The 26,904-nt window shown below is 73.3% G+C and carries 26 protein-coding genes; 12 read left to right on the plus strand and 14 right to left on the minus strand.

Annotation, left to right across the window (positions count from 1 at the left end):
* Nucleotides 1–99: 99 nt before the first annotated feature.
* Nucleotides 100–978 (plus strand): YwqG family protein, encoded by an 879-nt coding sequence (locus LUZ64_RS23170; protein ID WP_095579763.1) that lies wholly within the window; start codon nt 100–102, stop codon nt 976–978.
* A gap of 156 nt (nt 979–1,134) precedes the next feature.
* Entirely contained in the window at nt 1,135–1,956 is an 822-nt protein-coding gene (locus LUZ64_RS23175; protein ID WP_095579765.1) for a MerR family transcriptional regulator, read from the plus strand.
* A gap of 84 nt (nt 1,957–2,040) precedes the next feature.
* Here LUZ64_RS23175 and LUZ64_RS23180 read toward each other — a convergent pair whose 3' ends face one another.
* Entirely contained in the window at nt 2,041–2,487 is a 447-nt protein-coding gene (locus LUZ64_RS23180) for a hypothetical protein (RefSeq protein ID WP_095579767.1), read from the minus strand.
* A 316-nt stretch (nt 2,488–2,803) separates the two neighbouring features.
* Between LUZ64_RS23180 and LUZ64_RS23185 the strand changes: the two genes are divergently transcribed.
* Entirely contained in the window at nt 2,804–3,430 is a 627-nt protein-coding gene (locus LUZ64_RS23185; RefSeq protein WP_095579769.1) for a DUF4291 domain-containing protein, read from the plus strand.
* A 127-nt stretch (nt 3,431–3,557) separates the two neighbouring features.
* Here the strand turns inward: LUZ64_RS23185 and LUZ64_RS23190 are convergent, their stop codons facing one another.
* Together LUZ64_RS23190 and LUZ64_RS23195 are read right to left on the minus strand one after the other, a co-directional pair.
* On the minus strand, nt 3,558–4,007 hold the full coding sequence (locus LUZ64_RS23190) for a cupin domain-containing protein (RefSeq protein WP_095579771.1): 450 nt from the start codon (nt 4,005–4,007) through the stop codon (nt 3,558–3,560).
* Between the two features lie 83 nt (nt 4,008–4,090).
* The gene (locus LUZ64_RS23195; protein ID WP_095579854.1) at nt 4,091–5,287 is read right to left on the minus strand and encodes a cytochrome P450 family protein; all 1,197 of its coding nucleotides are present in this window, start codon (nt 5,285–5,287) and stop codon (nt 4,091–4,093) included.
* A gap of 183 nt (nt 5,288–5,470) precedes the next feature.
* Here LUZ64_RS23195 and LUZ64_RS23200 point away from each other — a divergent pair, with 183 nt between their 5' ends.
* The 5 genes from LUZ64_RS23200 to LUZ64_RS23220 all read left to right on the plus strand — a co-directional run bounded on the left by LUZ64_RS23200 (nt 5,471) and on the right by LUZ64_RS23220 (nt 10,638).
* Nucleotides 5,471–6,172 (plus strand): TetR/AcrR family transcriptional regulator, encoded by a 702-nt coding sequence (locus tag LUZ64_RS23200; RefSeq protein ID WP_211304960.1) that lies wholly within the window; start codon nt 5,471–5,473, stop codon nt 6,170–6,172.
* A gap of 167 nt (nt 6,173–6,339) precedes the next feature.
* A complete protein-coding gene (locus tag LUZ64_RS23205) occupies nt 6,340–6,867 on the plus strand; it encodes a GNAT family N-acetyltransferase (RefSeq protein ID WP_095579773.1) in 528 nt (175 codons plus the stop codon).
* 432 nt (nt 6,868–7,299) lie between these two features.
* Entirely contained in the window at nt 7,300–9,252 is a 1,953-nt protein-coding gene (locus tag LUZ64_RS23210; RefSeq protein ID WP_095579775.1) for a RiPP maturation radical SAM C-methyltransferase, read from the plus strand.
* A 31-nt stretch (nt 9,253–9,283) separates the two neighbouring features.
* Nucleotides 9,284–9,952, plus strand: a complete 669-nt coding sequence (locus LUZ64_RS23215) for a DUF5825 family protein (RefSeq protein WP_095579777.1) — start codon at nt 9,284–9,286, stop codon at nt 9,950–9,952.
* A gap of 179 nt (nt 9,953–10,131) precedes the next feature.
* The gene (locus LUZ64_RS23220) at nt 10,132–10,638 is read left to right on the plus strand and encodes a hypothetical protein (protein WP_095579779.1); all 507 of its coding nucleotides are present in this window, start codon (nt 10,132–10,134) and stop codon (nt 10,636–10,638) included.
* Nucleotides 10,639–10,740: 102 nt separating this feature from the next.
* On the opposite strand, the gene LUZ64_RS23225 is transcribed toward LUZ64_RS23220, so the two are convergent.
* From LUZ64_RS23225 to LUZ64_RS23250, 6 genes are all read right to left on the minus strand, one after another.
* Nucleotides 10,741–11,271, minus strand: coding sequence for a hypothetical protein (locus LUZ64_RS23225; RefSeq protein WP_095579781.1), 531 nt, complete (start codon nt 11,269–11,271; stop codon nt 10,741–10,743).
* A 237-nt stretch (nt 11,272–11,508) separates the two neighbouring features.
* Complete coding sequence (locus LUZ64_RS23230; protein ID WP_095579783.1) at nt 11,509–12,375, minus strand: AraC family transcriptional regulator; 867 nt, start codon at nt 12,373–12,375, stop codon at nt 11,509–11,511.
* A 107-nt stretch (nt 12,376–12,482) separates the two neighbouring features.
* Nucleotides 12,483–13,580: a mechanosensitive ion channel family protein gene (locus LUZ64_RS23235; protein ID WP_095579785.1), complete on the minus strand. Its 1,098-nt coding sequence runs from the start codon at nt 13,578–13,580 to the stop codon at nt 12,483–12,485.
* 293 nt (nt 13,581–13,873) lie between these two features.
* A complete protein-coding gene (locus tag LUZ64_RS23240; RefSeq protein WP_095579787.1) occupies nt 13,874–14,878 on the minus strand; it encodes a YdcF family protein in 1,005 nt (334 codons plus the stop codon).
* A gap of 188 nt (nt 14,879–15,066) precedes the next feature.
* Nucleotides 15,067–16,074 carry a CU044_5270 family protein gene (locus LUZ64_RS23245; RefSeq protein ID WP_095579789.1) on the minus strand — a complete coding sequence of 336 codons (1,008 nt, stop codon included), beginning with the start codon at nt 16,072–16,074 and terminating at the stop codon, nt 15,067–15,069.
* Nucleotides 16,071–16,688, minus strand: a complete 618-nt coding sequence (locus LUZ64_RS23250) for an RNA polymerase sigma factor (RefSeq protein WP_095579791.1) — start codon at nt 16,686–16,688, stop codon at nt 16,071–16,073. Before LUZ64_RS23250 ends, LUZ64_RS23245 begins: the two co-directional genes overlap by 4 nt.
* A 383-nt stretch (nt 16,689–17,071) precedes the next feature.
* On the opposite strand from LUZ64_RS23250, the gene LUZ64_RS23255 reads away from it, so the two are divergent.
* The gene (locus LUZ64_RS23255) at nt 17,072–17,455 is read left to right on the plus strand and encodes a hypothetical protein (protein ID WP_211304961.1); all 384 of its coding nucleotides are present in this window, start codon (nt 17,072–17,074) and stop codon (nt 17,453–17,455) included.
* 178 nt (nt 17,456–17,633) lie between these two features.
* On the opposite strand, the gene LUZ64_RS23260 is transcribed toward LUZ64_RS23255, so the two are convergent.
* The 5 genes from LUZ64_RS23260 to LUZ64_RS23280 form a co-directional block, all read right to left on the minus strand.
* Nucleotides 17,634–17,975 carry a hypothetical protein gene (locus LUZ64_RS23260; RefSeq protein ID WP_095579795.1) on the minus strand — a complete coding sequence of 114 codons (342 nt, stop codon included), beginning with the start codon at nt 17,973–17,975 and terminating at the stop codon, nt 17,634–17,636.
* Between the two features lie 182 nt (nt 17,976–18,157).
* The gene (locus tag LUZ64_RS23265) at nt 18,158–21,532 is read right to left on the minus strand and encodes a hypothetical protein (RefSeq protein WP_095579797.1); all 3,375 of its coding nucleotides are present in this window, start codon (nt 21,530–21,532) and stop codon (nt 18,158–18,160) included.
* A gap of 88 nt (nt 21,533–21,620) precedes the next feature.
* A complete protein-coding gene (gene kilB, locus LUZ64_RS23270) occupies nt 21,621–22,049 on the minus strand; it encodes a plasmid transfer protein KilB (RefSeq protein ID WP_504953804.1) in 429 nt (142 codons plus the stop codon).
* Nucleotides 22,050–22,206: 157 nt separating this feature from the next.
* Nucleotides 22,207–22,767, minus strand: a complete 561-nt coding sequence (locus tag LUZ64_RS23275; protein WP_095579801.1) for a GNAT family N-acetyltransferase — start codon at nt 22,765–22,767, stop codon at nt 22,207–22,209.
* Nucleotides 22,768–22,889: 122 nt separating this feature from the next.
* Complete coding sequence (locus LUZ64_RS23280) at nt 22,890–23,465, minus strand: TetR/AcrR family transcriptional regulator (protein WP_095579803.1); 576 nt, start codon at nt 23,463–23,465, stop codon at nt 22,890–22,892.
* A gap of 174 nt (nt 23,466–23,639) precedes the next feature.
* On the opposite strand from LUZ64_RS23280, the gene LUZ64_RS23285 reads away from it, so the two are divergent.
* The 3 genes from LUZ64_RS23285 to LUZ64_RS23295 all read left to right on the plus strand — a co-directional run bounded on the left by LUZ64_RS23285 (nt 23,640) and on the right by LUZ64_RS23295 (nt 26,740).
* Nucleotides 23,640–24,224: a dihydrofolate reductase family protein gene (locus LUZ64_RS23285; RefSeq protein ID WP_095579805.1), complete on the plus strand. Its 585-nt coding sequence runs from the start codon at nt 23,640–23,642 to the stop codon at nt 24,222–24,224.
* A 225-nt stretch (nt 24,225–24,449) separates the two neighbouring features.
* Entirely contained in the window at nt 24,450–25,241 is a 792-nt protein-coding gene (locus LUZ64_RS23290) for a hypothetical protein (RefSeq protein ID WP_211304962.1), read from the plus strand.
* Between the two features lie 260 nt (nt 25,242–25,501).
* Entirely contained in the window at nt 25,502–26,740 is a 1,239-nt protein-coding gene (locus tag LUZ64_RS23295) for a lanthionine synthetase C family protein (RefSeq protein WP_170116694.1), read from the plus strand.
* Nucleotides 26,741–26,904: the final 164 nt, after the last annotated feature.

Here is a 26,904-nt window from a genome sequence, read left to right on the forward strand (position 1 = left end):
GCGCCCACGGGCTCCGCACGGGCCGGTGGACCCTGACGAATATAGGCGCGGCGGAACCGGCGGACGGGGATTGTCAGTGGGGGCGTGCATGATCGAGCCATGAACCGGACAACGCACTCCGTGGCCACCGGCCCCGCCACCACTCCCCTGCGCGCCATCGCCCGCGAGCTCCTCCCCGCCGAGATGGCCGAGCGCTGGATCGGCCTGCTGCGGCCGAGCGTCGGCCTGACCGCGGCGGAGGGCCCGGAGGCCGTGGTGGGGCGGCTGGGCGGGGTCCCCGAACTGCCGGCCGACGTCCGGTGGCCGACGTGGGAGGGACACGGGCCGCTGGCCTTCGTCGCCGCCGTGGACTGCGCGGCGCTCCCGTCCGACGCCCTGGACATACCCCTGCCGGCCGACGGCACGCTCTCGTTCTTCTACTTCGACGGCCAGATCGACGACGGCGACGCCCTCGTCCTGCCCGACGACCGGGAGAGCTGGGCCGGAGCGCGCGTGCTCTACACCCCGGCCGGGACGCCGACCGCCGAGCGGGCGACGCCTCCGGAGCTCGACCCGTACCCCATGGTGCCGCTCACCGCCCGGGTGGAGGAGACGGCGCCCGACCCGTACCACCCCCTGATCGAGGAGGCGTTCGCCCACACGGGCCACAGCGACCACCCCGTGTACGGGGAGGAGTTCCTGGACGCCCTCGGGGAAGCGGGCGAGGGCGCCGCCCACCGCCTCGGCGGGCACGCCGACCCCGTACAGAACCCGGTCGAGGCCGAGGTCGCCCATGGCGTCCTCGGCGCCGGTACGGCCTGGGACGACCCACGCCTGGCCGAGGAGGCCCGCGGCTGGACGCTGCTGGCCCAGTTCGACAGCGACGACGCCGCCGACATGATGTGGGGCGACTGCGGCGCGCTCTACTGGCTCATACGCCCGGAGGACCTCGCCGAACGCCGCTTCGAGGCGGCCATGTTCACCTGGCAGTGCTGCTGAGCCGACGGAACGGCCGCCGGGCCGTGCGCACGCCGCCGGACCCGGGGTCGTGGGCGCCGCCGGGCGGACCGGGAGCACCACCGGCGGGTGGTCGCGTGCCGGGCGGGAAGGGGTGTTGACCCTCACACCGTGTCAGGCGCTGAACTCGGAGACGTCATGTTCACCATCGGAGACTTCGCCCGGCACGGCCGCGTATCGGTCCGCATGCTGCGTCACTACGACGCCGTCGGACTGCTGCGCCCGGCCCATGTCGACCCCGCCACCGGCTACCGGTATTACTCGGCCGCCCAGCTCGCCCGTCTCAACCGCGTCATCGCGCTGAAGGACCTCGGTCTGACCCTCCAGCAGGTCCGACGGATCCTGGACGAGCGGGTCACCACCGGGGAACTGCGCGCCATGCTGCGGCTGCGGCGGGCCGAGCTGGAGGCCACCATGGCCGCCGCGGCGGCGCGGCTGGTCCAGGTCGAGGCGAGGCTCCGGTCGATCGAGAGCGAGGGGCACATGCCCACGAACGACGTCGTCGTCAAGAGCCTGCCGGCGATCCGGGTGGCGGAGCTGACCGCGACCGCCGCGAGCTTCGGGCCCGAGGACATCGGCCCGGTCATCGGGCCGCTCTACGGCGAGCTGTTCCGGCGCCTGGAGGCGGCCGGTGTCACGCCCACGGGGCCCGGTGTCGCCTACTACGAGGACTCCCCGGAGGGCGGGGGCAGGATCAGCGTCCACGCCGCCGTCCAGGTCGCGGCCCCGCTCCAGGACGGTGCCTTCCGGGTGCTCGACCTGCCGCCCGTCGACCGGGCGGCGACCATCGTGCACCGCGGCTCGATGGACACCGTGCTGCCCACGGCCCAGGCCCTGGCGCTCTGGATCGACGAGAACGGGTTCAGGCCGGCCGGACACCCCCGGGAGATCAGCCTGGAGTGCCCGGACGACCGCGACGGCTGGGTGACCGAACTTCAGGCGCCGGTGACGGGCCCCTGACACCCGGGCCCACCGGCCCCAGGACGGGGCTCGCGCGGGCCGGGGCGGCGGGCGGGCTCCCTTCCCGGGCTTCGGCGGTGGGCCTCAGCAGGAGGTCCCCGCCGAAGCGACCCGCAGGTCCGGAGCGAAGTTCACCGCCTGGCCCGGCGGCACCGTGACCGTGTCGCCTCCGGCCGTCGAGATCTGCGCGCTCACCCGGGTGTTGTTCTCCACCTTCCTGGCCCGGAACGGCGTGCCGAACTTCCGGCTCTGGCACTGCCGGATCTGGAGCGGCTCGGGGACGCCGACGCCGCCGACGTAGAGACAGACGTTCCCCGTCGGGCACAGGTCCGCCGCGGGCGGGGACGCGGCCGACGGAGTCGCGGACGCGGGCGCGGCCGCCGCGTACGTACCCAGGAGCGCGGCGGCCGCGGCGAGCGCCAGCGCGCCCGGCAGCACACCGGAACGTCCGCGGCGGACGGAACGGTTGAGGAAGGGAGGGCGGTTGAGGAAGGTGGGGCGGTGGGCTCGGCTCTCGTCGTGCGCGTCCATGGTCGTCGCCTCCCGGCGGGGTCGTGAGGGCGGGCCCGCGGGGACCGGGGCGCTCCTCGCCGTGTGCACCGTCCTTCACTCCCGATTCAGGGGGCCGCCCGGCCGTAGGTAAAGCCTGTTGCCCGACAAGCCCATCGCAATCCACCCGTTCGGTGGAGCCCGCGGGCCCGTCCGGCGGAAGCGTCCGACGCCCGGCGTCGGCGAAGGAGAGGAGGAGCGAAGGATAGGAGGAGCGAAGGAGCGAAGGAGCCGCGCCCTCTCCCACCTCGTGTAATTCGCTTTCCCCCGCTCGCCCGGACGGCTGATACTCACGCCTATGCAAGAGCCTTACCGCCGTATCCGCGCGACCCACACCCCCACCACGATCACCGTCTACCAGGCGTATTCACCCCGGCTCGGCCTCCCCGCGGCCCGTGACGGCCGCTTCCCGGCCGCCTGGAAGCGCGACCGCATGACGTGGATCAAGCCGTCGTTCCTGTGGATGATGTACCGCTGCGGCTGGGCCACGAAGGCCGATCAGGAGTGCGTGCTGGCCGTCGAGATCGACCGCGCCGGATTCGACTGGGCGCTCGGCAACGCCTGTCTCTCCCACTACGACCGCACCGTGCACGCCGACCACGACGCGTGGAAAAGCGCCCTCAGGTCCGCGCCCACCAGGGTGCAGTGGGACCCCGAGCGCGACCTGAACCTGCGGGCGCTCCCCCACCGCTCCCTCCAACTCGGCCTCGCCGGCGAGGCGTCGCGCCGCTACGCCGACGAGTGGACCGTGTCCATCACGGACGTGACCCCGCTCGCCCGGGAGATCCACGCCCTGGTGACCGCCGGTGACCCGGAGGCGGCGAAACGCCTGCTCCCGGAGGAGCGCCCGTACGAGAGCGGGGACGAGCTCCTCGCCCACCTCCGGGGTGACGCGGCGGCGAGCGCTCCGAGCCCTCGCGCGTAACCGCGCCTCGCCCGGTGCCGGACACGGCCGCTCGGCACCGGGGCAGCCGAGCGAACGCCCCCGGTCACCCGCTCCTGGCACGGTCCCGCCCGCGCGCCTCACCGGGTCAAGGGCGCCTGCGCCGCCGTCACTCCGACGGGATCTCCTCGTAGTCCGCGTAGTCGAAGCCCGGGGCGACCACGCACGTCACCAGTACCGGCTCGGCCCCGGCGGGTTCGGCCGTCTGCCAGCAGCGCCCGGGGACGAGGAACTGCGGCCGCTCGCCCTCGGCGACGGCACCGCCCACCGTCACCTCGACGGCCCCCGCCGCGCGCGGCGCGGGACCGTTCCCTCCCAGCCGCATCCGGAGCGGTCCGCCGCCGTGCCACAGCCACAGCTCGTCCGAACGGACGCGGTGCCACCGCGAGGTCTCGCCGGGGTGCAGGAGGTAATAGATCCCGGTGGCGAAGGCCCGCGCCCCGCCGTACCCGTCGGGAACCGCCTCCGCCGGGCTCCGCCACGTCTCCCGGAACCACCCGCCCTCGCGAAGGGGCCGAAGGCCGAGGGACTCCACCAGTTCCGAGATGTCGGCAGCCATGCCGTCAGTCTGACGCACGGCCCTCGTTCCGCGCCGGTTCCTCCCCGTCTTCCCCCGAACCGTCGTGAACGGACGGTCGGCCGTCAGCCGTGCGGCCGGAAGCGCACCGGGAGGCGGGACAGGCCCCGGATCAGGCCCGGGCGCCAGGGGACCTCCTCCGGGGGTACGGCGAGGGCGAGGTCCGGGAAGCGGTCGAGCAGGGCGGGGAAGGCGACCGCCGCCTCCAGGCGGGCCAGCGGGGCGCCCAGGCAGTGGTGGACGCCGTGGCCGAAGGCGAGGTGGCCGCCGCCCGTGCGGGGGCGCCGGATGTCGAAGCGGTCCGGTCCGGCGAAGCGGCGCGGGTCCCGGGAGGCCGAACCGAGCAGGATCAGGACGGCCTCGCCGGCCGGGACGGTCACGCCGCCGATCTCCACGGGCTCGGTGGCCCAGCGGTACGCCGCGGAGGTCACCGGGCCCTCGTACCTCAGCATCTCCTCGATCGCATCGTCGAGGAGCTCCGGTCCGGCGCGCAGGGCGGAGAGCTGTTCGGGGTGCGTGAGAAGGGCGTACGTGCCGTTGGCCAGGAGGTTGACGGTGGTCTCGTGGCCCGCGACGAGCAGCAGGAAGGCCATGCCGAGGAGTTCCTCCGGGGAGAGCCGGCCGTCCTCGGTGTCCCGGGCCCGGACCAGCGCGCTGAGCAGGTCGTCGCCGGGTGACCGGTCCTTGGCGCGGAGGAGGCCGGTGAGGTAGTCGGTCATCGCCCCGGCCGCGGCGGCCCCGGCCTCGGGTGTCGCCGGGAAGATCATGTCGTGGGACCACTCGTGGAACGCCTCGCGGTCCGCCGCCGGCACTCCGAGCAGCTCGCAGATGACCGCTATGGGCAGCGGCCGCGCGAAGGACTCGACGAGGTCGGCGCCGCCCAGCGGGGCGATGGCGTCCAGGAGCTCGTCGGTCAGCTGTCGCACGCGCGGCCGCAGGGCCTCGATGCGGCGGGCGGTGAACTCCCCCGCGACCATCCTGCGCAGCCGGGTGTGGTGGGGCGGGTCGGTCTGGAGCATGTTGCGGCCGATGGCGTGGCCGCCGTCGTCCGCCCAGCGGGCGGAGTGACGTACGTCGTTGCTCAGCCGGGCGTCGGTGAGCGCGGCCCGTACCTCGTCGTATCCCAGGATCACCCAGATGTCCCCGGCGCCTTCAGTGGCCACCCGGTGCACGGGGCCCTTGTCGCGGAGGTGGGCGTAGACGGGGTACGGGTCGGCGGTGAAGTCCGTGCCTGCCGGGGCGAGGGCCGCGAACGCGGGCATGGTGGACATGGGTTGTCGCCCTTTCGTCGTCCGGTCATGACCCCGGACAGGCCACGACCCGTCAAATGGGGAGTGCTCCCCGTTTGACGGTCGAAACGCTAGCAACGAAACGGGGAGTGGTCCACGCTTTCTTGCTAAGGTGCTGCTCACAAGGGCGAGGACGACATCGGGCGGGGGACGGCAATGAGCGTCGACGGCACACAGGGCGGCGGGTCACCGGCCGGGAACGAACGCCCGGCCCCCCTGCGCCGCGACGCCCGGCGCAACCGCGAGCTGCTCGTCGCCGCCGCCCGGGAGATCTACGCCGAGCAGGGCGTGGACGCCCCGCTGGACGACATCGCCCGCCGCGCGGGCGTCGGCAACGCCACTCTCTACCGGCGCTTCCCCACCCGGGGCGCGCTCATCGAGGCGGTCTTCGGCGAGGGCCTCACCGACACCCTGCGCCGCGGCGAGGACGCCCGGCACGCCGAGGACGCCTGGGAAGGCCTGGTCCGCTACCTCGAGTACATCTTCGCGGGCCTGGCGGAGGACCGGGGCGCCAACGACCTGATGACCACCGGCGTTCAGGGCATCCCTTCCCTGGAGGCCCTCAAGGCCCATCACCACGGCACGGTCTCCCTGCTGATCCACCGCGCCCAGGACCAGGGCACGCTGCGCGGCGACGTCGTCGTGGAGGACCTGCTCTTCGCGCTGGCCGCCCTGGGCCGGGTCGTGCCCGCTTCCGAGACCGTCGCCCCGGGCGCCTGGCGACGTCACCTCCGCCTGCTCCTGGACGGCCTGCGGGCCGAGGCCGCCCGCCCGCTGCCCGTACCGCCGCTCGCCCCCGGCCAACTCGCCGGGGCGCTCCAGACCCTGGCCTCCCAGGGCCGCCCGGCCGGCGACTGACCCCTCGCTCCGAGAGCGGCCACCCCGGACCAGAAGAACCCTCAACCCGTCCCGTCCGTACCGCAGTTGCCCCGGATCCGCCGCGTGCCACGGCCGCCCCGGGCCCCGCGCCCCCGTCGGCGCCCTCGGTTTGCGCACCCCTCGTCCGTAATGCTTGCATCGCGGGCATGACACTTACCTTTCTCCGTGACCCGCGACTCACCCCCGAGGCTCGCGAGGAGTTCTTCCGGCTCTGGTTCGAGGTCTCCGAGGCCGGTGGCGCCGTCGGGTTCGTCCCGCCCGTCGACCCCGGGGCCGTCCGCTCGGCCACCGCGCGCGTCGCCGAGGTCGTGGGCTCCGGCGAGCAGCGGATGCTGGGCGCCTACGAGGGCGGCGCGGACGGGCGCCTGGTCGGCACGGCGTTCCTCAGGCTCAACTCCGACTTCAAGATGAGGCACTGGGCCATGGTGGTCCTGGTCATGATGCATCCCTCGCACCAGGGCACCGGCATGGGCGGGGCACTGCTGACGGAAACGATCGCGTTCGCCCGTTCGCTCGGCCTGGAGGCGCTGCGGCTGGAGGTGCGCGGCGGCGAGGGCACCGAGGACTTCTACGCGCGCTACGGCTTCAAGGAGGTCGGCCGGGTGCCCGGCGGGCTGCGCGTCGGCGAGGGTGACGACCGCGACGACATCCTGATGTGGCTCCCGCTGGCATGAGGGAGCCGGGCCCGGGCCGTGGACCCGCGGCCGGGCCGTGAACCCGGGCCCGGGCCCCGGGCCGGCCCGGCAAGATGGACGCCGTTCCTCCACTCTTCACACGCGTTTCGCATGTGACACCCCTTCAAAAACGGCGGGCCGGGGCGCACCCTACGCACTGGGCCGGATCCCCCGGCACCACCTCAGCCCGCCGAGCGAAAGGGACGACATGGAGAAGGACATCATCCACAACGATCCACTCGAGGAGGCCGAGGACGGCGAGTACCAGACCGGTATGCGCCTCATCGACATCCCCATCCCCGCCGTCAGGGAGTAAACGGACCGGGGCGGGCCAGGCGACCCTGGCCCGCCCCTCCGCCTCGGCGGCCCGCCGGCCGCACCCCGCCGTCGCACGTCTCCCGGACCACCGACGACCCGCGAAAGAGGTCGATCGTGCAGATACTCCTGGTGAACATGCCGTGGGCCTCCATCGACCTCCCGTCGCTGGCCCTCGGAATCCTCAAACGCAGTGTCGACGAGCGTGTCCCGGACTCCCACGCCGAAGTGATGCACGCCAACATCGACTATGTCGACTGGGTGACCGGGCGTACCGGATTCACGCTTCGCGACTACGAGTACTACTCCCTCGCCTCGTACTTCCTCGGGTGTGGCGACTGGGTGTTCTCCTCGGCCCTGTACGGCGACCCGGGGTGGCGGGTCGAGGAGTTCACCGAGGCGACACGCGCGAGGCTCTCCGAAGACCGGCTGGAGCAGGCCCGGATGCTGCACACCGTGGCCGAGGAGTTCGTCCTGGACGTCGCCCGGCGCGTCGTGGACCTGGCGCCGGACGTCGTCGGGTTCACCTCCACCTTCCAGCAGAACACCGCCGCGCTGGCCGCCGCGCGGCACGTCAAACGGCTCGCCCCCGGCATCGTCACCGTCCTGGGCGGCGCGAACTGCGACGGCAAGCAGGGCGAGGCGCTCCACCGCAACTTCACCTTTGTCGACCATGTGGTGCGGGGCGAGGCGGAGGAGTCGTTCCCGGCCCTGCTGGCCGCGATCGGCCGTAAGGAGGAGCCGGCCGGTGTGCCGGGGATCTGCTGGCGGGACGGGCTGAGCCGCTCCGTCGTCAATCCCATGAACACCAGGCCGCTGCCGCCCGCGGCGATCCTGCCGCCCGACTACACCGGCTACTTCGAACGCCTCGCGTCCTCCCGCGCCCGCTCCTGGGTCGAGCCCAAGCTCGTCGTGGAGGGGGCCCGCGGCTGCTGGTGGGGGGAGAAGCACCACTGCACGTTCTGCGGCCTGAACGGCTCCTCCATGCAGTTCCGCAGCAAGAACCCGGGCGTCTTCTTCGAGGAGATCGTGGAACTGGCCCGCAGACACCGTGTCCTGGACATGTACGTGGTCGACAACATCCTCGACATGAACTACCTGAAGTCGCTGCTCCCCCGGCTGAAGGAGAGCGGCTACGACCTCAGGCTCCAGTACGAGATCAAGTCCAATATGCGGCTGAATCAACTGCGGACCCTCGCCGAGGCGGGGGTCGTCTACGTCCAGCCCGGGATCGAGAACCTGAACAGCAAGGTGCTGGCCCTGATGGACAAGGGCGTCACCGGCTGCCAGAACGTCCGCATGCTGCGCGACGCCGCCACGGCCGGTCTCACGGTGGCCTGGAACTACCTGCACGGGTTCCCCGGCGAGGAGGCCGGGGACTACGACGACGCCGTCGCCCAGATGCCCGCCCTGGAGCACCTCAATCCACCCGCGAGCCAGTCCGCCCGGATCGCCGTCGAGCGGTTCAGCCCGTACTTCGACAACCCCGGACTCGGCTTCTCCGAGCTCCGGCCGGCCCAGCAGTATCGATTCATCTTCGACCTGCCCGAGGCGGAGTTGTTCGACCTGGCGTACATCTTCGACGTGCCTCCCCGCGGCATCGCCGACGAGGTCGTCGACCGGCTCAACGCCGCCGTCGCCACCTGGCAGCGGGCCTACGCGGGCAGCCGTCTGACCCATTGCGACTTCGGCGACCGGATCGTGCTGGTCAGCAGGCGGCGCGCCTTCGACTGGACCGTCCTGGAGCTGACCGGCCCCGAGGAGACGGCGCTGTTCCGCCTGCTCGACCAGCCGCACACGGTCACCGCCGCCGCGCGCAAGCTGCGGGCGGCGGCCGGGGCCGGGGCCGACCGGGCCCCGGCCGGCCCCGGCGATCCGGGGGAGGACCGGGTGCGGCAAACACTGCGGCACTGGCGGAGCCTCGGCCTGGTCTACGAGGACGGTGGTCAGTACGTGCACGTGGCGCCGGCCTCCGTCAACCAGGAGTTGCTGCGCCTCGGTTACCTCAAGGAGAACGACGCCCGGGAGGCCGCGGACCTCGCGGCGCGGCTCGAGTCGGCGCCCGCGTGACGGCGGGCGGGCACCTGTCCGGAGGAGGACGATGACCACGAGCACCGAAGCCGCGCCCGCCACCGCGTTCGCGGTGACCGCCTGGCGCGACCACGACCGTTCGGTGTGCCGGGTGGCCGGCATGGAGCTGGGCCTCTTGGAGGTGCCCTCCGGGCCCGTCGTCGACGGCGCGGACGCGCTCTTCGCCGCCGGCGCCCGGCGGGTGGCCCTCCCCCGGCCGGTGGACCTGACCGGCGCGACGGATCCCGCCTGGGACGTCCGTGCGCTGAGCCTGGTCGGCGCGCTCACCGGCCTGGCCGTCGCGGTGGACTGGCAGGCCCGTATCGCCGACGCCCCGGAGGCATGGGTACCGCTGGGCCATCTCCACCCTCCCCGCACCCTGTCCGGGCCCCCGGACGCCGAGGGTGCCCTGAGGAACTGGCGCGACAGCTTCTACCTCTGCAAGTGCGCCTACCGCCAAGGGCCCGGCTTCCTCCAGGTCCGCGACCGCCGCCGCGGGCAGCTGCGCCGGTTCACCATCGACGACCCGGGCTACCGGCGTGCGATCGCCACCCTGGCCGACGGCGCTCCGGCCGCCTCCGTCCCACCGGCCGTACTGGCCGACCTCCTCCAGGAGGAACTGGCGATCGAGGTCGGCGACCACGTCTGGTGGGCGCCCTATCAGGTACGGCGCTGGCCGATGGCGGCACTGGTGATCTGACGCGGGCCGGCCGTCGCCGCGCCTCCCCGCCACGGGAGGCGCGGCTCACGGCGGGCGCGCGACCGGACGGACAAAGGAAGATGTAACACCCACGTAACCGTGCGCTCATGACACCCCGTGACGGAAGGGCCGGTGTTAGCTTGTGACCTCTTGTCCCACTGGACGTCACGGAGGAAATCGTGCGCAGAGCAGCACAGTTCACGGGGGCGGCGCTGGTCGCCGCTGTGCTGATGACCGGTTGCGGCAGCGGTGGCGACAAGGACGGAGGCAAGAAGGAGGCCGGCGCTCCGTCCGCCGCCCCCTCGCCGCCGGCGGGTGACGGGGCCTCCGGAGGCAAGGGCGGGAGCGCGCTCGACGGCGTCTACGCCGCGCGGTCCGGCGACGGCCCTGTCGGCCTGTCCGTCTATCAGGGCAAGGCCGCCCTTTACGCCGACAGCGGCAAGCGCGCCTGCACCGGCACCGTGGGCGTCGACAAGAAGCCGGTGACCTTCACCCTCACCTGCGCCGACGGCAACACCGACCGCGCGTCCGGCAAGGTCGACCAGGCGGACGGCAAGACGCTCGTCGTCTCCTGGGCCGACGGCAGGAAGGACACCTTCTCGCGGACGGGTGACGCCGCCCAGCTGCCCGACCCGGCCAAGCTGGGCGGTGGCGGGCTCCCCGCGCCGACGAAGCTCGGCGGCTGAGCCCGGCCCCGTCGCCGAGGGAACCGGCAGGACCGCCGGCTCCCGGGGGAACACCGGAAGCCGGTCGGCCGGTCCGTCCTCGCGGGCCCGTCGCTCCGATGTTCACCGGTCGAGTGTGAGCGTGAGCCGGTCCATGCTGTAGGTCGTGCCGGTCGCTCCGATGACGAACGAACCGACGCCCTTGTCGCGCGCGGCGGCACCGGCGAACTCCCCGCTGTCGACCCGGCCGTTACCCGCGGAACCGGCGTCACCCTTGATTTCGTCGGAGGACCTCTCGAACCTCCTGTCCATCGTGAGGTGCGACTCCTTTCCCGTCTCGAAGCTGATGGTGTCGGACGTTCGCGTCTCGGTCACCCTCGCGCCGCCGCCGGTGACGGATCCCGAGATGACGATGGCGGCGGCCAGATCCGGCCTACCGGGTTCCGCGCACACCAGCTTGCCGCGACCGGTCGCCGTCCCCCCGGGGGTATCGACGACATTCATGTCGATCTGGCCGATACAGCTCAGGACCGTGGCCGCCGCCCGGCCGTCGGCCACGGCCGGATCCGCGCCGTTCGCGGTCAACGTGAGCGAGAGAAGCCCCGTGACGGTGACCGCGCCGGCGATCAGCCGGCGGGCTGTGGCTGGGAACATGGGCGGGCCCTCCTTCGTCCGGGCGCGCCCCGGGCACGCGACAGCGGCCGGGACGCTCGGGTGAGACGGAGGTGCGCACCATCCACTCAGGAGTGTGCTCCTGTTACCCCTCGTACCGGAATCACTCGTCCAGGTGAGGGTGCGGCGTGTCGTCGACATCGGCGCGGCCGAACGCGAGCCGAAGGCGGAGCAGCGCCGGCCGCCGCGCGGCGGCCCGGGGCCGCCGCGCGCCGCCGCTCAGAGGGCGGACCGCTCCACGGGTATCCACAGTTCCGCGTCCGCCCGCGCCGCGTCCTGCGACAGCCGGGTCCGCAGGATCTCGGGCCCGGGCCGGCTCCGGTAGGGGTTGGACGGGAACCACTGGGTGAAAACGTCCCGCCACAGGTGCTGGAGCGCCTGCGGGAACGGACCGGAGTTCTCGAAGACGGCCCAGGTGCCGGCCGGGACGGTGAGCGCGTCCATGTCCTCGGGCACGGCGGCCCGGGTCACCACCCCGTGGTAGTAGTCGAGTTCGGTGCCCTCGGCCCGGCTCGGGTCGAGGTCGTCACTCACCCCGACGATCCCCTCCGGCTCCTGGTCGGACAGGCTCCGGACGCGCTCCAGCGTCTCCTGGCCGATGCCCCGGATGAACTCGGCGAGGGCCGGGTTCACCCCCTCGTGCACGAGGGCGACACGTGTCTTCCTGCCGACCACACGGAACTCCTCCTTCTCCACGATCCGGTATCGCATACTGCTGCTCCCTTCGACGGTGAGGCGGAAGGACAACCGGGACTGGCAGCGCAGACTCGCACCGGACCGCCTGGCCTCGCCGGGACCGACGCCGTGCATGACACGGAACGCACGCGCGAACGCCTCCCCCGACGTGTAGCCGTACCGCACCGCGACCTCGAGCAGCGTCCGCTCGCCGGCCAGCACCTCGGCGCCGGCGACCGTGAGCCGCCTGCGCCGGATGTACTCCGACAGCGGGATCCCCGCCAGCGCGGAGAACAGCCGCCGGAAGTGGTACTCCGACGTCACCGCGATCCGCGCCAGGTCGGCCGCCTCGATCTTCTCGTCGAGGTGGCCCTCGATGTGTTCCATGGCCTGGTTGAGCCGCTCCAGCACTCCGGTCTCCTTCCCTTCGCTCACTCACGTTAGGAGTGGCCGCCCCCGCCGGACCCGACATCCTGTGCCCGCTCCGGTCGGGTACGGGCGGTCGGCACTGTCCGGCGTCAGCCCGTGGTGCCGACGCGCTCCGGTGCCACGTCCAGGGACGGGCGGGGGTGCGGGATCGTGGGGTCGGGGGTCTGCTGGAGGGAGACCGTGCGGGCCGGGGACGGGATGCGGATGCCCTCGGCGCGGTACCGCTGGTGCAGTCGCTTGATGAACTCGTGCTTGATGCGGTACTTGTCGCTGTACTCGCCGACCCCGAGGACCACCGAGAAGCCGATGCGGGAGTCCCCGAACGTGTGGAAGCGGACGGCCGGCTCGTGGTCCGGGTCCGCGCCGGAGACGTCCTTCATCACATCCGCCACGACCTCGTTGGTGACCCGTTCCACGTGCTCCAGGTCGCTGTCGTAGGAGACGCCCACCTGCACCGTGACGGACAGCTTCTGTTCGGGCCGGGTGAAGTTGGTCATGTTCGTGCCGGCGAGCTTGGCGTTCGGGACGATCACAAGGTTGTTGGAGAGCTCCTCCACCACCGTGTTGCGCCAGTTGATGTCCCGGACATAGCCCTCCTCGCCGCTGCTGAGGCGTATGTAGTCACCGGGCTGCACCGTCTTCGAGACGAGGATGTGCACCCCGGCGAAGAGGTTGGCCAAGGTGTCCTTGAGGGCCAGGGCGATGGCCAGACCACCCACGCCGAGGGCGGTGAGCAAGGGGGCGATGGATATGCCGAGGGTCTGGAGGACGACGAGGAAGCCCATCGCCAGCACCACGACGCGCGTGATGTTGACGAATATCGTGGCCGATCCGGCGATGCTGGATCTGGACTGCGCCAGGGACCGCGCGAGACCGCCGACCACCCGGGCGGCGGTGACCGTCGCGATCAGGATGACCACGGTCGTCAGCACCTCGCTGACGATGTTCCCGACCTGACGGGTCAGCGGGAGGGCGGCGGCGGCCGCCCCGACCCCGCCCGCCACCGCGGACCAGGGGGCGAGCGTGCGCAGCACGTCGACGATGATGTCGTCGCCGCCCCAGCGGGTTCGCGCGGCCCGCACACCGAGCCAGCGCAGGATCACCCGCAGCACGAGGGCCACGGCCAGACCCGCGGCCAGCGCGATGCCGGCCACGATGATGTCGTGCAGTGTCAGAGCCCGGGTCATCGGTGTCCCCCTGCCGTCACGGAGAGCGCCGCGGCGGCGTCGTACGCCGCCGGCGGCCCGAAGTAATGATTCGTCACCTTGTACCTGCCTGTCCCCACGGATCGTGATCGCACCTGGCCACGGGGGTGAGCCGGGGCGCGGGAAGTCATCCTGCCGCACGCCCGTTTCACTCCCGCACACCCGGGTGGTCCCATGGCCGGGAACCGTCGGTCCCCTCGCGCCATGGAAAGATGATCTTCGTGGACGGCCGGTCCTGACGGCTCACCCCGGCCGGACAAGCGATCGGCGCCGGGTCAGGTGAGCAGCAGGACGGACAGGCCCATGAGGGCGAGCAGCCCGCAGACGGTGAAGTTGACGAGTTTGTGCTGGAGGAAGACCGCGACGAATTCGCGGATGGTCGCGCTCGGCCAGAAGTAGGCGGCCGTCGGCGAGCCCACGACCTGGCCGTTGACACCGGTCTTCCGTGCCATCAGGGCGGCCCGGAAGGCGTGGAAGTTATTGGTGACGATCACACAGGAGTAGTCGCCGCGGTCCGCCGCCATAAGGGCCTTGCTGTATTCGAGGTTCTCCTCCGTGGTGCGGGAGCGGTCCTCGCGCCGTACGTGCTCGGCGGGGAAGCCGCGCTCGGTGAGGTAGTCGGCCATGGCGTGGGACTCGGGCAGCCGCTCGTCGGGGCCCTGGCCGCCGGAGGTGAGGAGCACGGGCGGGTTGCCGCGCGCGGCCTGCGCCTCGTACACCTCGCGCCCGCGCTCCAGGCGGCTGGCCAGCAGCGGCGGGACGCGCTCGCCGCCGATCAGGCCGGAGCCGAGCACGACCACGAAGTCGACGTCGCGGCGGGGCCGGAGGCGGCCGTAGAGGAAGGCGTAGCCGATGAAGCAGAAGAAGAGGAACGACACATAGCCGAAGATGAGCAGGGTGGTGCCGGCGACGGCCGCGAGGGAGACGGAGCGGGTGGCGGCCGCGGCGAAGAGCAGGCCGATGAGCCCGATGATGCCCAGACCGCAGAGGAAGGAGAGGAGGTTCGCCGGGCTGCGGCCCTCCTTGCGGATCATCTTGACGCCGTTGGCCAGGAGGAAGACCGGCAGGACCAGGGCGCCGAGGAAGGGGATCAGGAGCAGCGCCACGACGAGCCACTCCAGGAAGGGCCGGCCGTTCTCCGCGGCCAGCCGCATCAGGACGAAGAACAGGGATATGACGGCGAGTCCGAGGTACACGGCGTTGCTGAAGCGCCGGCGGTCGCGTAGCACGCCGATGCCGAAGAGGACGAGGAACAGTACTGCCGGGGCGTAGACGATCACGTCCGAATCGTACGCATCGCGGTGGTGGAGTCCGTAGTGCGCAGTGCTGAGGGTGCCGCGCGCGGGCGGCTCCGGCCGCGCGCCGGACGCCGGGGCGCGGCCGTGGGCCGCCGGGTGACGCCGTGTGCGCCACCCGGAGCGTGAACGGCCCGGGAGCCCGGCCCGCCGTCGATCGGGCCGTCACCGCCTCACAGCATGCGGCCGTCCGGGAGTTGCCTCTTGGCGTCGACCACGGCCCGCCCGACGACCGCGGACTGGAAGTGGACGGTGCCGGGCTTCAGGCCCCAGCGTTCCTTGACCAGCACGCTGCGCCGGCCGAGGTAGGCGTAGCTGTCCTTGTCGAAGATCCATTCCTGGCGGTCGTACAGGGCGGTGAAGGCGAGGGCGATTCCGGTGCGGCCGCGCGCGTCGGTGGCCTTCTCCACCACCTCGACGCCCGGGATCCTGGCGGCCGCGCGGTAGAGCGCGGCGCTCGTCCGCGGTGTGGTGAGCTGCTCGTCGAGGATCCGGCCGACCTCCGCGAACGCCGACCAGTCGTCCGGGAGGTTTCCGGGTTTGCCCCCGCCGTAGAGCCGCTCGAGGAGCGCGTCCGGGTCGGCGGGGAGCTTCTTGACGGCGTTGTAGGAGTTCCGGTCGTCGCCGGTGGGGGTGTCCAGGTCCTCCCCGCGCTTGTCCATGAAGGCGTGCTCCGGTTCGAGGACGAAGCTCTTGCTCCCGTCCGGGGAGATCCACACTTGACGCTTGTGCGGAGGTGTCACCACTCCCCTCTCGGTGCCGTCCGACCGGTCGACCGTGAAGCCGGAGGTGACGCTCTCGATGTAGAGGTACTGGTCCTGCCGGGGTTCCAGGGCGGGCTGCCGCGCAGCCGCGAGGGAGATGCGGTCCACGAGGCCGGTCAGGCCCGGGCCGGGCCGTTCGCGGGCCTCCGGGGCTCCGGCGCGGGAGTCCCGTTCCGGCTCCGCCGGGGCGGCGATCACGGCTCCCGCGATCACGGCGGCGGCGACCGGGAGCGCGACCCAGGCCGCGCGGCGCACCCGGGGCCGTTCCGGGGCGGTCCGGGTGATCTCGTCCATCAGATAGTCCTCGATGGCCTCTTGCCGGGCGTTCGGCATGAGGCCGTCGACGGGCCGGGGCAGCAGCAGGTCGAACTCGGCGTGGCCGAGCGGTTCGACGGTCCGCCGGGACATGCGCTTCATCGGTTCCACTTCTCCTTCGGCAGGGTCGTCCCGGGTCGGCGCCCGGGTACGGGAGGGCCTACGGCGGCGTCGGCGGCGTTCTCGCGCAGCTCGCGCTCGGCGAGCCGGCGCAGTCGTTCGCGGGCCCTGAAGAGCCGTGACCGCACGGTTCCGAGGGGAACGCCGAGCGCTTCGCCCGCCTCCGCGTAACTCAGGCCGGACCACACGCACAGGGTGACGACCTCGCGCTCGGCGCGGCGCAGCTTCCCCAGGGCCCTCTTGGCCGCGGCGAGCTGCTCGGCGTCGGCCATCCGGTCGACCAGCTCGCCGGCGAAGTCCGGCACGGTGTCCCTGGCGGGCATACGGGCGAGGGCCTTCTCGTGGCGACGGGCGGTGCGGGAGATGTTGCGCAGGACGTTCACGGCCACGCCCATCAGCCATGGCCGGGCGCTGTCACCGTCGACCCGCAGCCTGTCGCGCAGCCGCCACGCCTCCAGGAACGTCAGGGACACGACGTCGTCGGCCGTCGCCCAGTCACCGGTGCTCCGGAGGGCGTACCGGTGGACGAGCTGGGCGTGCTCCCGGAACAGCCGCCGGAAGGCCTCGGGGTCGCCGGCCCGGATGCGGGCCTGCATCGATTGATTCACGTAGAGATATGTCCGCTCGCCGCCCCGTGTTCCGGTGACGTGGATCACTGGCGCGCACAAGGATCGTTCCGGGCCCGACGGCAGATGGTGCGACGATCGGACATCCGCCGACCGGTCGCCCGGCTGTCGTCCGCGCTCCCGGGCCCTCCACGGTAAGCGGTGATGGTTTCCTCCCGTCACCCGGGCCGGCGGGGCCGGTGAGGCTACTGACGCGCGTCCTGACCGGTACGGTCCGGAGCCGGGAGGTGAGCGACGGAGCGCGGGCGTGTGCCGCGATCCGTGAGCTCCCCTCGTGTGCCCTGTGTACCTGTCCCCCGTCCTGTTCTCCTGGGGGGAGGCGGATGCGGCACGCGGGGTCGGGAGGCCGGCGGATGACGAGGCTCAACCGGAACACGTTGATTTCGGCCCGCGGGGCCCGGCCGCGGAGTGCGGTGCGGTGGCTGGGCGTACTCGCCCCCGCGGTCGCACCGTTGCTCGTGGGGATCGTCCCGGTGTGGGCGGTCGTCGTCGCCCTGACGCTGCTCGCCTCGGCGGCCGTCGGCGCCGGGCGGCCGCTGCCGCTTCGGGGCGCGGCGGAGCGGACCGGTACCGCGACACCGCCGGAGGAACACCTCCGGCTCGCCCGGCCCTCGCGCCGCCGGCTCCGTTCCGCACGCCGCTCGGCCTTCGTGGAGCGGCCGGGCAGGCGGTGCCGCCCGCCCCGCCGGGCCCCGACCGTACGGCGTGAGGCGGCGGGCCGGCGGCCGCGACACTAGTCGCCGTCCGAAGTCGCCGGCCGAAGCGGCCGGGCGCGCCCGTATCGCGGCGTGACGGGCCGGACTCCCGTACGTCCGCGTCCCGCCGGACCCGCCGACGCCCGGACCGGGGCGGCTCCCGGCCCGGGCATCGGCACCCCCGGCACCCCCCGGTCGGTCCCCCGGCGTCACCGCCCGTTCAGGGAGTGGAGCAGACGGCTACGGCCTTGACGTCCTGCCGGGACGTACTGACGTCCGTGGTGGACACGCTCCGGTCGGCGGTCATGGACGGGGGGCTCGCGGCGGTGGAGGGGCTCGCGGCGGTGCCGGGCGCGCCTCCCCTCGCCGGGTCCCGGCCCGTGGAGCACTCCACGGAAAGGCCGAAGGACCCGCCGGCGACGGAGACATGGGAGTGCGCGGTCCCGGCGCCGTACCCGGCGGTCGCCGGGGCCGAGGTGCCGTGGATCCACGCGGAGGCGGCGGTCGCGCCGAGGGTGAACACCAGAGCGACCACCAGGGCGGGGAGTCGGAAGGGTTTCATCTCGACCTCTCAAACCTCGCGAGTGCCTTGGTCTCCGGCATGCCCGTCACAGCGGCGCCGATCCGTCGGCTCACTCGTTCAGCGCAGGGGAGGAAGGATTCTTCCTCCCCTAAGGAGTGGCGCGGCCCCGAACACGTCACGCCCGGCGTCACCCGGAGAGGCGTGAGCCCGGCCGGCTACGGCTACTCCGCCGCGGTGGTCAGGGCGAGGGCCGCGTCGCGGACGTCCGGGTGCGGGTGGCGGCGCAGCTCGCGCAGGCTCTCGCGCCAGTGGTCCGCCCAGTCGGTGCGGCGGCCGCCGGTGGCGGTGAGGGTGACGGCGAGCAGCCCGGCGGCGTGGCCGCCGTCCTGGGACAGGGTACGGGCGGCCTGTCCGAAGGCGTGGTCGTCGCCGTTCCGGGAGGTCCGCAGCCGCTGGTCGAGCCCTTCGGCGGTACGGGCGGCGAGCGCGGGCCTGCCGTCGTGGAGCCCGGCCAGGCGGGTCAGCTCCGCCGCCAGCGCGTCCGGCGTCGCGTCCAGGTCGAGGTTCTGCGCGGTCAGTTCCACCGCGTCGGCGACGAAGTCCGGCGAAGTGCGGAGCAGTTCGACGACCGCGTGCGTGACGGGCGACGTGAGGCGTCGGTTCCACCGGCCGCCCGCGATCAGACGGGCGACGACGTGCCGGACCCTCCGTGGGGCGGGGCGGTCCCGGTCGGGCTCCGCGTCGGGGGTCCCGCCACCCGCGTCGGCGGCGATCAGAATGCCGAGCGCGCGGAGGAGCGGCGCTGGATCCGGGGTGCCGGACGGGCCCGTGGTGACGACACGGCACAGCGTGGTGGCCGCGGTCCGCCAGCCGGTGCGGTCGTCCAGGTCGGTGACGACGTCCACGAGGGTGCCGGCGGCCTCCGGCACCCAGCGCGACCACTCCTCGAGCGCCGCGTACCCTGCCTCCGCGACCTCGGGGTCGTCGGTGCGGCACATGGCGTGGACCAGCCCGGCGTAGCGCGTGCGGTGTTCCTCGCGCAGCTGGTAGGGCGAGGTGCCGAGCACCGCCGACCGCAGCTCGCGCCGCCCCGTGACGGCGGCCTCCAGCATCTCCCACGCCTCCGGGAGGTCCAGCAGGTCCGTGGTGACGGCCACGCAGGCGGCCTGGACGTCGCGGTGCTGGCCCGGGTGCGCGCACGCCTCGGCGAGCAGGGCGGCCGCCTCCCGTACGGGCAGCACGGCGGCCGCGAGGCGGGCGGCCTCCTTGCGGCTGGTCACCTTCACCCCGCCGTCGGCGAGCAGGAGTCCGCGCAGCGCGACGGCCAGGTGCGACGGCGCGACGAACCGGCTCACGCGGGTCGCGGCGTAGATCGCCACCCTGGCGCGGTCGCCGCCGGCGTGGGCGAGCAGCGCCGTCAGGTGCTCGCCCGGGCGGTCCGTGTGCGCCAGCGCGGCGAGCGCCGCCTCGGCCAGGGGCACCTCCGCGCCGTCGGCGTGGTGGCGCAGGATCTCGGTGCCGTGTCCCGGGATCCACGCGGCACCGCGGATCGCGGCGGCGCGCTGGTGGGTCGTGAGCGAGGTGTCCTGTGCGGCGCGGGCCAGCAGGCGGGCCGCGGCGGCCTGCTGACGTGGCGTCCAGCTCGCCGCGCAGGGTCCCACGAGCGGCAGCCAGTGCCTGTTCGCGGGCAGCAGCCGGCCGTACGGCGGGGTGTCGCCCAGGACGATGTCCAGGAGGTCGGTGCGGCGGTTCGCCAGTACGCGGGCGACGAGTGGATGGGTGGCGAACGACGCGTCCAGCGCGAGGAGTTCGCACAGACGCTCGTCACTGGTCCTCGGGTCGTCCAGCCACAGCCACACGGCCTGGATCGCCGTGCCGTCGGTGCCCTCCCGGACCGCCCGCCGGAGAAGGTCCTGGATCTCGGGGAAGGCGTGGGCGCGGCGGCCGAGGCCGCGGGCCAGGTGGAGCAGCGGGGCGTGGTCGGCCCTGGCCGCGGCCGCCTCGACGGAGGGGAGCAGCGCGTCGAGGATCGCGCGCTCCTGGCCGTGCCTCAGTCCTTCCAGCCGGGGGCGGCTGTGGGGGAGGAGCCGGGTGAGGGTGCGCAGCGCCCAGTCCGTCAGCTCCTTCCCGGCGGTGCCCGCGTGCTCGCGCAGCAGGGAGTGTGCCAGGTCGCCGAGGGCGGACACCCCGTTCCAGGACAGGTCGCGGGCTTCGAGGGCGTCCGTCGCGACGCGTTCGAGGTGGGGTACGGCCTCGCGGGTGAACAGCGCGGGGTGGATGCCGGCGAGCGCGGTCAGCGCCGGGGAGCGCACCGGGTCCTGCTCGTTGCGCAGCCGGTCCAGGTCGTCCGCGAGGAGCGCGGTGACGGCGGCGGGTTCGCGGGTGCGCGCGGCGTTGCGCAGCAGCAGCTGGTACGCGTACGCCCGGTCCTCGGGCAGGGGGCGGCGGGTCGCGGCGAGCAGTTCGGGCCGTGCCTCCGCCACCGGCAGGAAGGCGACGCAGCCGAGGACCCGCTGCCAGGTGGCGCCGTGTTCCCGGGCCTGGGCGGCCATCCGCCGCGCCTCGGCCTCGCGCCGCGCCCGCGGCAGTGCTTCGAGGAGCTCGTCCGAGAGGACGGAGTGGCCGGTGGCGCGGCCGGTCATGGCGGCGTCGTAGCAGGCTGCGCGCCGGGAGGGGGCCATCCTGCGCAGCAGGTGTGCCAGGGCGCGCTGGTCGTGGCCCAGCGCGCGGGCGAGGTCGGTGAGTTCGGGCGGGTCGTGACGGACGAGAGTGCGCAGTACGGGCGTGCCGAGCCGGAGCGGGTGTGCCGTGCCGCGTTCGGGGGCGAGCAGCAGCCGGACGGTGCGGCCGGGGGCCGCGGCCGCCAGCCGGCTGATCCGGTGCTGGACGCGGTCGGGCAGTTCGTCGTGGCAGTACCGTTCCAGCAGGTCGAGCACCCGCTGGGGCTCGGTTTCGACCGTGGCCGCCACGCTCGCCGCGTTCGCCGCCCACCAGTCGCGCCGCGAGGTCTCGGGTATCGCGGCGAGCTGGCGTCCGGCCTCGTCCAGGATCGCGGCGGAGTGGTGGCGGGCGAGGCCGGTCCATCCGGTGACGCGGTGGAAGAGGCCGGGCAGCAGTTCCGCGACGGTGCCGGGGCCGCAGGCGGGGAGCAGCCTGGCCGCCTCGTCGTCGCCCCAGCGGGCGCGGACGGACCGTACGAGGGTGTCCGCGAGCGCGGTGCGCCGGCCGGCGACGACGGCGCGCGTGAGTTCGCGCCGTACGGCGGCCGGGGCGTCCTCCATCGCCGCCGTGACTGCGGCGTCCGGTACGTCCCCCCGCCGGACGGCGGTGACGGCGTGGTGCCGTACGGCCGATTCGGGGTCGGTCAGGCGGGCCTGGAGCCAGGCGGAGTCATGGCCCGCTCGCGCGGCCAGCGCCGCGAGCCCCCGTCCGTACGCCCCGCGCCGCGCCAGCTCGGCCACCACCGGGCCGAGCTCCCCGCTGTCGCGCAGTTCCCGGGCGCGGAGTGCGGTGTGGCGCAGGCGCCGGGGGCGGGGCATCGGGTCGATGACGGCGAGCAGCTCGTCGACGAGCGCGGCCGGGGACTTCTGGATCATGCCGGGGATTGTCGCCGACGCCGGCCCTTCCGGACCAATCGTTATCGGAGGGGCTCCGTGCCCGGTTCAGGGAGGCTCCGTGCCCGGTTCAGCGGGGCGAGGGCCGGTGGACCAGCGGCGCGGCACGGGCCACGAACGCCTCTATGGCGTCGCGCGCCCGGGCGTCCAGCCCGTCCCGCTCCGGCTGGTCCCCCGCCGTCGACACGTCCCGCGTGCACGCGTAGGCCCGCTCGGCCGCGCGGATCACTTCCGGGTCGTCGGTGAGCAGTTTGATCCGGTAGAGGACCTGCCGTGTCGCGGTCCGGAGGCGGTGCGCCTCGTCGCGGGCCGTGACGAAGTCCTGTCCGCCCGGGTCCTGCCGCATGCGGTACCAGCGGTCCGCCTGGCCGTGGCGGTATTCCTCCGCCGCCGCGGCGAACGCGCTGAACGTGGCCATGCGCTCCTGCCGAAGCGCCTCGGAGCGGGCGAACAACTCCCCGCGCCTGGAGGCGAGGCGTTGGAAGACCTGGGTGACCACGGCACCCAGGAGAGTGCCCCCGACGGCTACGACACTTGTCCATATGGCTTCCACGGCACCAGCTGATCACAGCGGGCGCCGGTGCGTCGGGGCCTCGTCGGAACGCGCCGGGAAGCCGGTGACCGCACTCGCCGAAACCCGTTCTCCCCGCGCGGAGTCAGGACTGCCCCTTGGCCGCCCGCCATTCCGGTGCGAGCACCGACCAGATCTCCTCGTCGTGCCGCTTGCCCCGGTACAGGTAGCTCTCCCGCAGCACGCCGTCCTTCGTCATCCCGAGCCGCCGGGCTACGGCGATGCTGGGTTCGTTCTCCGCCGAGACCCACCACTCCACGCGGTGGATGCCGCGCTCCTCGACGGCCCAGTCGACGATCGCGCGTACGGCGCGGGTCACGAGCCCCTTGCCCACCGCGGACGGCTCGAGCCAGCAGCCCGCCTCGGCGGTGCGCTGTGCGACGTCCATCCTCCGGAAGAGCACCGCGCCGACCAGCCGGCCGTCCGTCCGGATGCCGTAGAGGCGCCCGGCGTCGGCCGCGGTCCGCTCCGCGTAGGCCTGGAGGAACGCGCGGCTGGACTCCAGGTCGGTGACGACGTCGGGCAGTCCGTTGTACTGTCCGATGAACTCCCGCCCCCGGTCCACATGGGCCAGGAACTCCTCGGCCCGCCACGGTTCGAGCGGGCACAGCTCGGCCCCGTCGTCGCCCAGGGATATCGCGTACATCGTCACCTTCCACGGTCGGCACCAGCGCGCTCGGCGCGAGCGGATCTTCTCATGGGAGGTGTCACGGCGGGCCGGGCAGGACGGGCGCCCGGGCGAAGGGCCGGCCGTCACACCGTCCCCCGTCACTCCGGCGGCAGGACGCGTGTGACCACCGTTTCCACCAGTGCGTCGAGGTCCCTGTCGGAGAGCATCTCCGGCAGGGTGAAGTACTCCACCAGAAGGCCGGTCATGGCGAGGTAGAGGACGAGCACGGTGTCCTCGTCGCCGGGCAGGCCGGCGTCCAGGTGGAAGCGGACGTTCTCGTCCAGGGCGGCGCGGACGGCGCGGTTGAGTTCGGCCTGGAGGGCCGGACGGCGGGTGGCCTCCAGGCGGAGTTCCAGCATGGCCAGGTAACCGGTGCGTTCGGCGGTCATGCGGCGCACCAGCCACCGCATCAGCTCGACGACCAGTTCACGGGTGGGCGCGGGGCGCATGGCCTCGTCGACCTGGGCCGGGTCGGGGGCCATACGCACATGGATGCGGCTGCCCGCCTGGGTGAACAGGTCGTCCCTGCTGGCGAAGTAGTTGGACGCCGTGCCGACGGGGACACCCGCCTGGGTGTCGACCGCGCGAAAGGTAAGGCCGCGCGCCCCCTCGCGCGCCAATACCTCGATGGCGGCGTCGACGAGCGCCGTTCTGCGTTCGGGATTCCTGGCCATCCGCGTCTCCTCCGACTTTCCGTGCGGCTTCCGAGGGACTTCCGAAAAACTTCGGAAGAAAGGTCTTGCGCAACCACTACAGATGAAGCACTATATGCGAAGTGGTTCTCCGGTGGGGTGAGGAATCCCGCCACGACCACCTCACCTCATCTCCCACAGAAACCGAGGATCACCTTGCGCCACCTCACCTACTTCGTCGCCTGCTCGATCGACGGCTTCATCGGCGACCCGAGTGGTGACGCTTCCTCCATGTACCAGTACGTCGACGAGGAGTTCCTCGACTTCCTCAAGACGGACTACCCGGAGACCATCTCGGCCGGAGGCCGGGCGGCCCTCGGCCTCGAGGGCCTGGAGAGCCGCCGGTTCGACACGGTCGTCCAGGGCCGCGCCAGCTACCAGCTCGCCCTGGACGCCGGCGTCACCAGCCCGTACGGGCACCTCCGCGAGTACGTCGCGTCGCGCACGGTCGGCGAGTCGCCCGACGCGAACGTCACGCTCATCACCGAGGACCTGGTCGGCAAGATCCGCGAACTGAAGGCCGAGGACAGCGAGCTGGGCATCTGGCTCTGCGGCGGCTCGCGCGTCGCGGGCGAGCTGCTGGACGAGGTCGACGAGCTCGTCATCAAGACCTACCCGCAGGTGTACGGCTCGGGCATGCCGATGTTCGGCTCCGACTTCGCGGTCACCGATTTCACCCTCGACTCCGTGCGGGCGTTCGACAACGGAGCACTCGTCAGGAAGTACAGCCGTAAGCGGTAACACCGACGGCGGCCCCTGACCGGCGCGTCGAGGGGGTGGTTCCGGCCGCCCCCTCGCGTCCGAGATCCGGCCGGTCGATCCCGCGCACCGCTTGTCGGCGACCACGGGATCCTTGCATGATCTCCTCCACAGTCGGCAATACGTCACGCACGCGCAGGATCATGCTGGACGATGCCTCTACGATCCGTCAGCACCCCACCGTGCGCCGAAGAGAGGGAGCGGTTCGTGCCGGATGCTCAGCTGGAAACCAACGGAATCAAGGAGCAGTACGCCTTCAAGGTGGCTGCGGACCTGGAACACAACACCAAGGAACAGGAACGCATCGGCGCCGAAGTGACCGCGCTGGAGGAGCGGTTGCGCGCGCTGCGCCGCGACCACACCCTGCTGGTCGGTGTGCAGCGGGCGCTGGGCAAGGAGGCCGCCGCGGCACCGGTGCCCCAGGAGGCGACCGGGACGGCGACGGTTCCCAAGCCCCGTCCGGCCGCCGCCGAGGCCAAGCCGGCCAGACGGCGGAAGGCGACCACCACCAAGGCCGCCACCACCAAGGCGCCCGCCGGGAAGACGACCGTCGCCAAGGCCCGGAAGAACAGCGCCAAGTCCCCGGACGCGAAGGCCGACACCAAGGTCGAGAAGGCCGCGAAGGCCCCGAAGTCCGAGAAGGCGGAGAGCGCCGGGAAGACGGAGAAGACCGACCAGGCCGGCCCGAAGACCGCGGGGCCGACGCTGGTCAGCCTCGTCCGCGAGGTGCTCGGCCGGCAGTCGGAGCCCCGCTCCGCGGCCGAGATCGCCGCCGCCGTCGCCGAGGCGCGGCCCGATCGCACCATCAAGCCCACGGTGGTGCGCACGACAGTGGAAGGACTGGTCGCCAAGGGGCAGGCGCAGCGCACCAAGCAGGGCACGTCCGTCTTCTACGCCGCGCCGGACGACGCGCCCGCCGCACCGGCGGAGTCCACTCGTACGGCCGGTGCCGCCGACGCGGACGGGCCCGCCGGCGGCACCGGGCCCGCCACCGCCTGACGGCGCCCGCACGGGGCTGCCGGCCGACCGGCCGACCGATGTGGCGAGAAGCCCATGGGAGGTCAGGGAGATCCGGCAGCCCCCGGCCGGATCCGCGAGGATCCGGCGGGCGGGGAGACCCGCCCGCCGGTGTGTTCACCCCGGCCACCCGGTGGGTACGAAACGGTGACGCGCGGTCGCGCCGCCTCGGTGCGTACGCCCCCGGCGCGTACCGCCCCGCCGGGACCCGCGCGACCGGCTCGCGCACAGGAGGACGCCACGTGACGGACAGGCCGTGGACGACCGTGCTGCCCGCGGGCGTGGCGGCCTCGGTCCTCGGCCTCGTCACCACCATGGCGGGCCCACCGCGCGCCGTCCCCACCCGTGTGCGACACGATCTCGCGGACGGCGGTCCCGGACTCGCCCTCGCGTACGCCCAGTTGGACCGGTGCTCACCGGATCCGGGCCCGCGCGCCATGGCCGACGGGTACCTCGCCGCCACGGTCGGGGGAGCCGAGTCCGCCGGCACGCCGCCCGGCCTGTTCGGCGGCCTGGCGGGGCCCGCCTTCGCGGCCTGGTCGCTGTCGCGTGACACCGCTTCGCTCACGGCGCTGGACGAACGCGTCCGGGCCGAAGTGCCCGTACGGGCCCGGGCGCTCGCCCGCGCCCATGGGGTCGCGGCCCGTGCCTTCGACGTCATCTCGGGCCTCACCGGAACCGGCGCCTACCTGCTGTGCCGGGCCGCGGAGGACCCCGCGTCGGAGGACGCCCTGCGTACGGTGCTGACTTCCCTGGTGGCACTGTGCGGTGAGCGCGCGGGCCTCCCCCACTGGCACACCCCCGTCGGGGCGATACGGGACGCCGGGCGCCGCGCCGAATGCCCGTACGGGGCCCTCAACTGCGGTATGGCGCACGGAATCGCCGGGACCGTCGCGCTGCTCGCCCTGGCCCTGAGGTCCGGCATCACCGTTCCGGGGCACCGGGAAGCCCTCGTACGGGCGGCAGCGTGGCTGGGCGCTCGGAGCGGCGAGGACGAGTGGGGGCCCGACTGGCCGGCCGTCGTCCCCCTTCCCGGGCCCTCGTCGACCGCGCCCCCGGCCCGGCCCATGGCGGGGCGCGGCTCGTGGTGCTACGGCGCCCCGGGGATCGCCCGGGCGCTCTGGCTCGCCGGGGACGCCGTCGGCGACGACCGGCAACGCGCTCTCGCGGTACGCGCGCTGAAGGCCGCGCACCGCCGCCCGCCCGCGCGCCGCCGCGCCGGCACCGCTCCCGGCCTGTGCCACGGCATGGCGGGCCTGCTCCAGATCACGCTGCGGTTCGCGCACGACACCGGGGACGCGGAGTTCTCGGCGGCGGCCGTGGAGCTCACCCGCCGCCTCCTGACGTGGTGCGAGAAGGACAGGGCGTTCGCCGAGGAGGGGCCGGGGTTCCTCGACGGCGCGGCCGGGGTCGTCCTCGCCCTGCTCGCCGCCGCCACGGACACCGCCCCCGCGTGGGACCGGGTGCTGCTCCTGTCCTGAGGCGCACCTGACGGAGCGCCCGGCCGCCGGGGGACGGCAGCCCCGCGCGCGGGGAAAGGCGGGAGGCCTGCCGGGCGCGTACGCCCTTCCCCGCACGGCAGCCCCGTGCGCGGGGAAGAGCGCGCCCCACGGCTCGTACCCCTGGAGGATCCGGACCGCGGGAA

Origin of the sequence: Streptomyces albireticuli (assembly GCF_021228125.1) — a bacterium.
In the GTDB taxonomy this organism is placed as follows: Bacteria; Actinomycetota; Actinomycetes; order Streptomycetales; family Streptomycetaceae; genus Streptomyces; species Streptomyces albireticuli.

What these genes read in the sequence shown, in the direction of transcription:
- LUZ64_RS23200 (WP_211304960.1), top strand. Translation starts at nt 5,471, where the DNA reads ATGAGCGTCGACGGCACACAGGGCGGCGGGTCACCGGCCGGGAACGAA.
- LUZ64_RS23235 (WP_095579785.1), bottom strand. Translation starts at nt 13,580, where the DNA reads ATGACCCGGGCTCTGACACTGCACGACATCATCGTGGCCGGCATCGCG.
- LUZ64_RS23265 (WP_095579797.1), bottom strand. Translation starts at nt 21,532, where the DNA reads ATGATCCAGAAGTCCCCGGCCGCGCTCGTCGACGAGCTGCTCGCCGTC.
- LUZ64_RS23260 (WP_095579795.1), bottom strand. Translation starts at nt 17,975, where the DNA reads ATGAAACCCTTCCGACTCCCCGCCCTGGTGGTCGCTCTGGTGTTCACC.
- LUZ64_RS23225 (WP_095579781.1), bottom strand. Translation starts at nt 11,271, where the DNA reads ATGTTCCCAGCCACAGCCCGCCGGCTGATCGCCGGCGCGGTCACCGTC.
- LUZ64_RS23170 (WP_095579763.1), top strand. Translation starts at nt 100, where the DNA reads ATGAACCGGACAACGCACTCCGTGGCCACCGGCCCCGCCACCACTCCC.
- LUZ64_RS23180 (WP_095579767.1), bottom strand. Translation starts at nt 2,487, where the DNA reads ATGGACGCGCACGACGAGAGCCGAGCCCACCGCCCCACCTTCCTCAAC.
- LUZ64_RS23245 (WP_095579789.1), bottom strand. Translation starts at nt 16,074, where the DNA reads ATGAAGCGCATGTCCCGGCGGACCGTCGAACCGCTCGGCCACGCCGAG.
- LUZ64_RS23215 (WP_095579777.1), top strand. Translation starts at nt 9,284, where the DNA reads ATGACCACGAGCACCGAAGCCGCGCCCGCCACCGCGTTCGCGGTGACC.
- LUZ64_RS23280 (WP_095579803.1), bottom strand. Translation starts at nt 23,465, where the DNA reads ATGGCCAGGAATCCCGAACGCAGAACGGCGCTCGTCGACGCCGCCATC.
- LUZ64_RS23205 (WP_095579773.1), top strand. Translation starts at nt 6,340, where the DNA reads ATGACACTTACCTTTCTCCGTGACCCGCGACTCACCCCCGAGGCTCGC.
- LUZ64_RS23195 (WP_095579854.1), bottom strand. Translation starts at nt 5,287, where the DNA reads ATGCCCGCGTTCGCGGCCCTCGCCCCGGCAGGCACGGACTTCACCGCC.
- LUZ64_RS23275 (WP_095579801.1), bottom strand. Translation starts at nt 22,767, where the DNA reads ATGTACGCGATATCCCTGGGCGACGACGGGGCCGAGCTGTGCCCGCTC.
- LUZ64_RS23190 (WP_095579771.1), bottom strand. Translation starts at nt 4,007, where the DNA reads ATGGCTGCCGACATCTCGGAACTGGTGGAGTCCCTCGGCCTTCGGCCC.
- LUZ64_RS23175 (WP_095579765.1), top strand. Translation starts at nt 1,135, where the DNA reads ATGTTCACCATCGGAGACTTCGCCCGGCACGGCCGCGTATCGGTCCGC.
- LUZ64_RS23255 (WP_211304961.1), top strand. Translation starts at nt 17,072, where the DNA reads ATGACGAGGCTCAACCGGAACACGTTGATTTCGGCCCGCGGGGCCCGG.
- LUZ64_RS23185 (WP_095579769.1), top strand. Translation starts at nt 2,804, where the DNA reads ATGCAAGAGCCTTACCGCCGTATCCGCGCGACCCACACCCCCACCACG.
- LUZ64_RS23250 (WP_095579791.1), bottom strand. Translation starts at nt 16,688, where the DNA reads ATGCAGGCCCGCATCCGGGCCGGCGACCCCGAGGCCTTCCGGCGGCTG.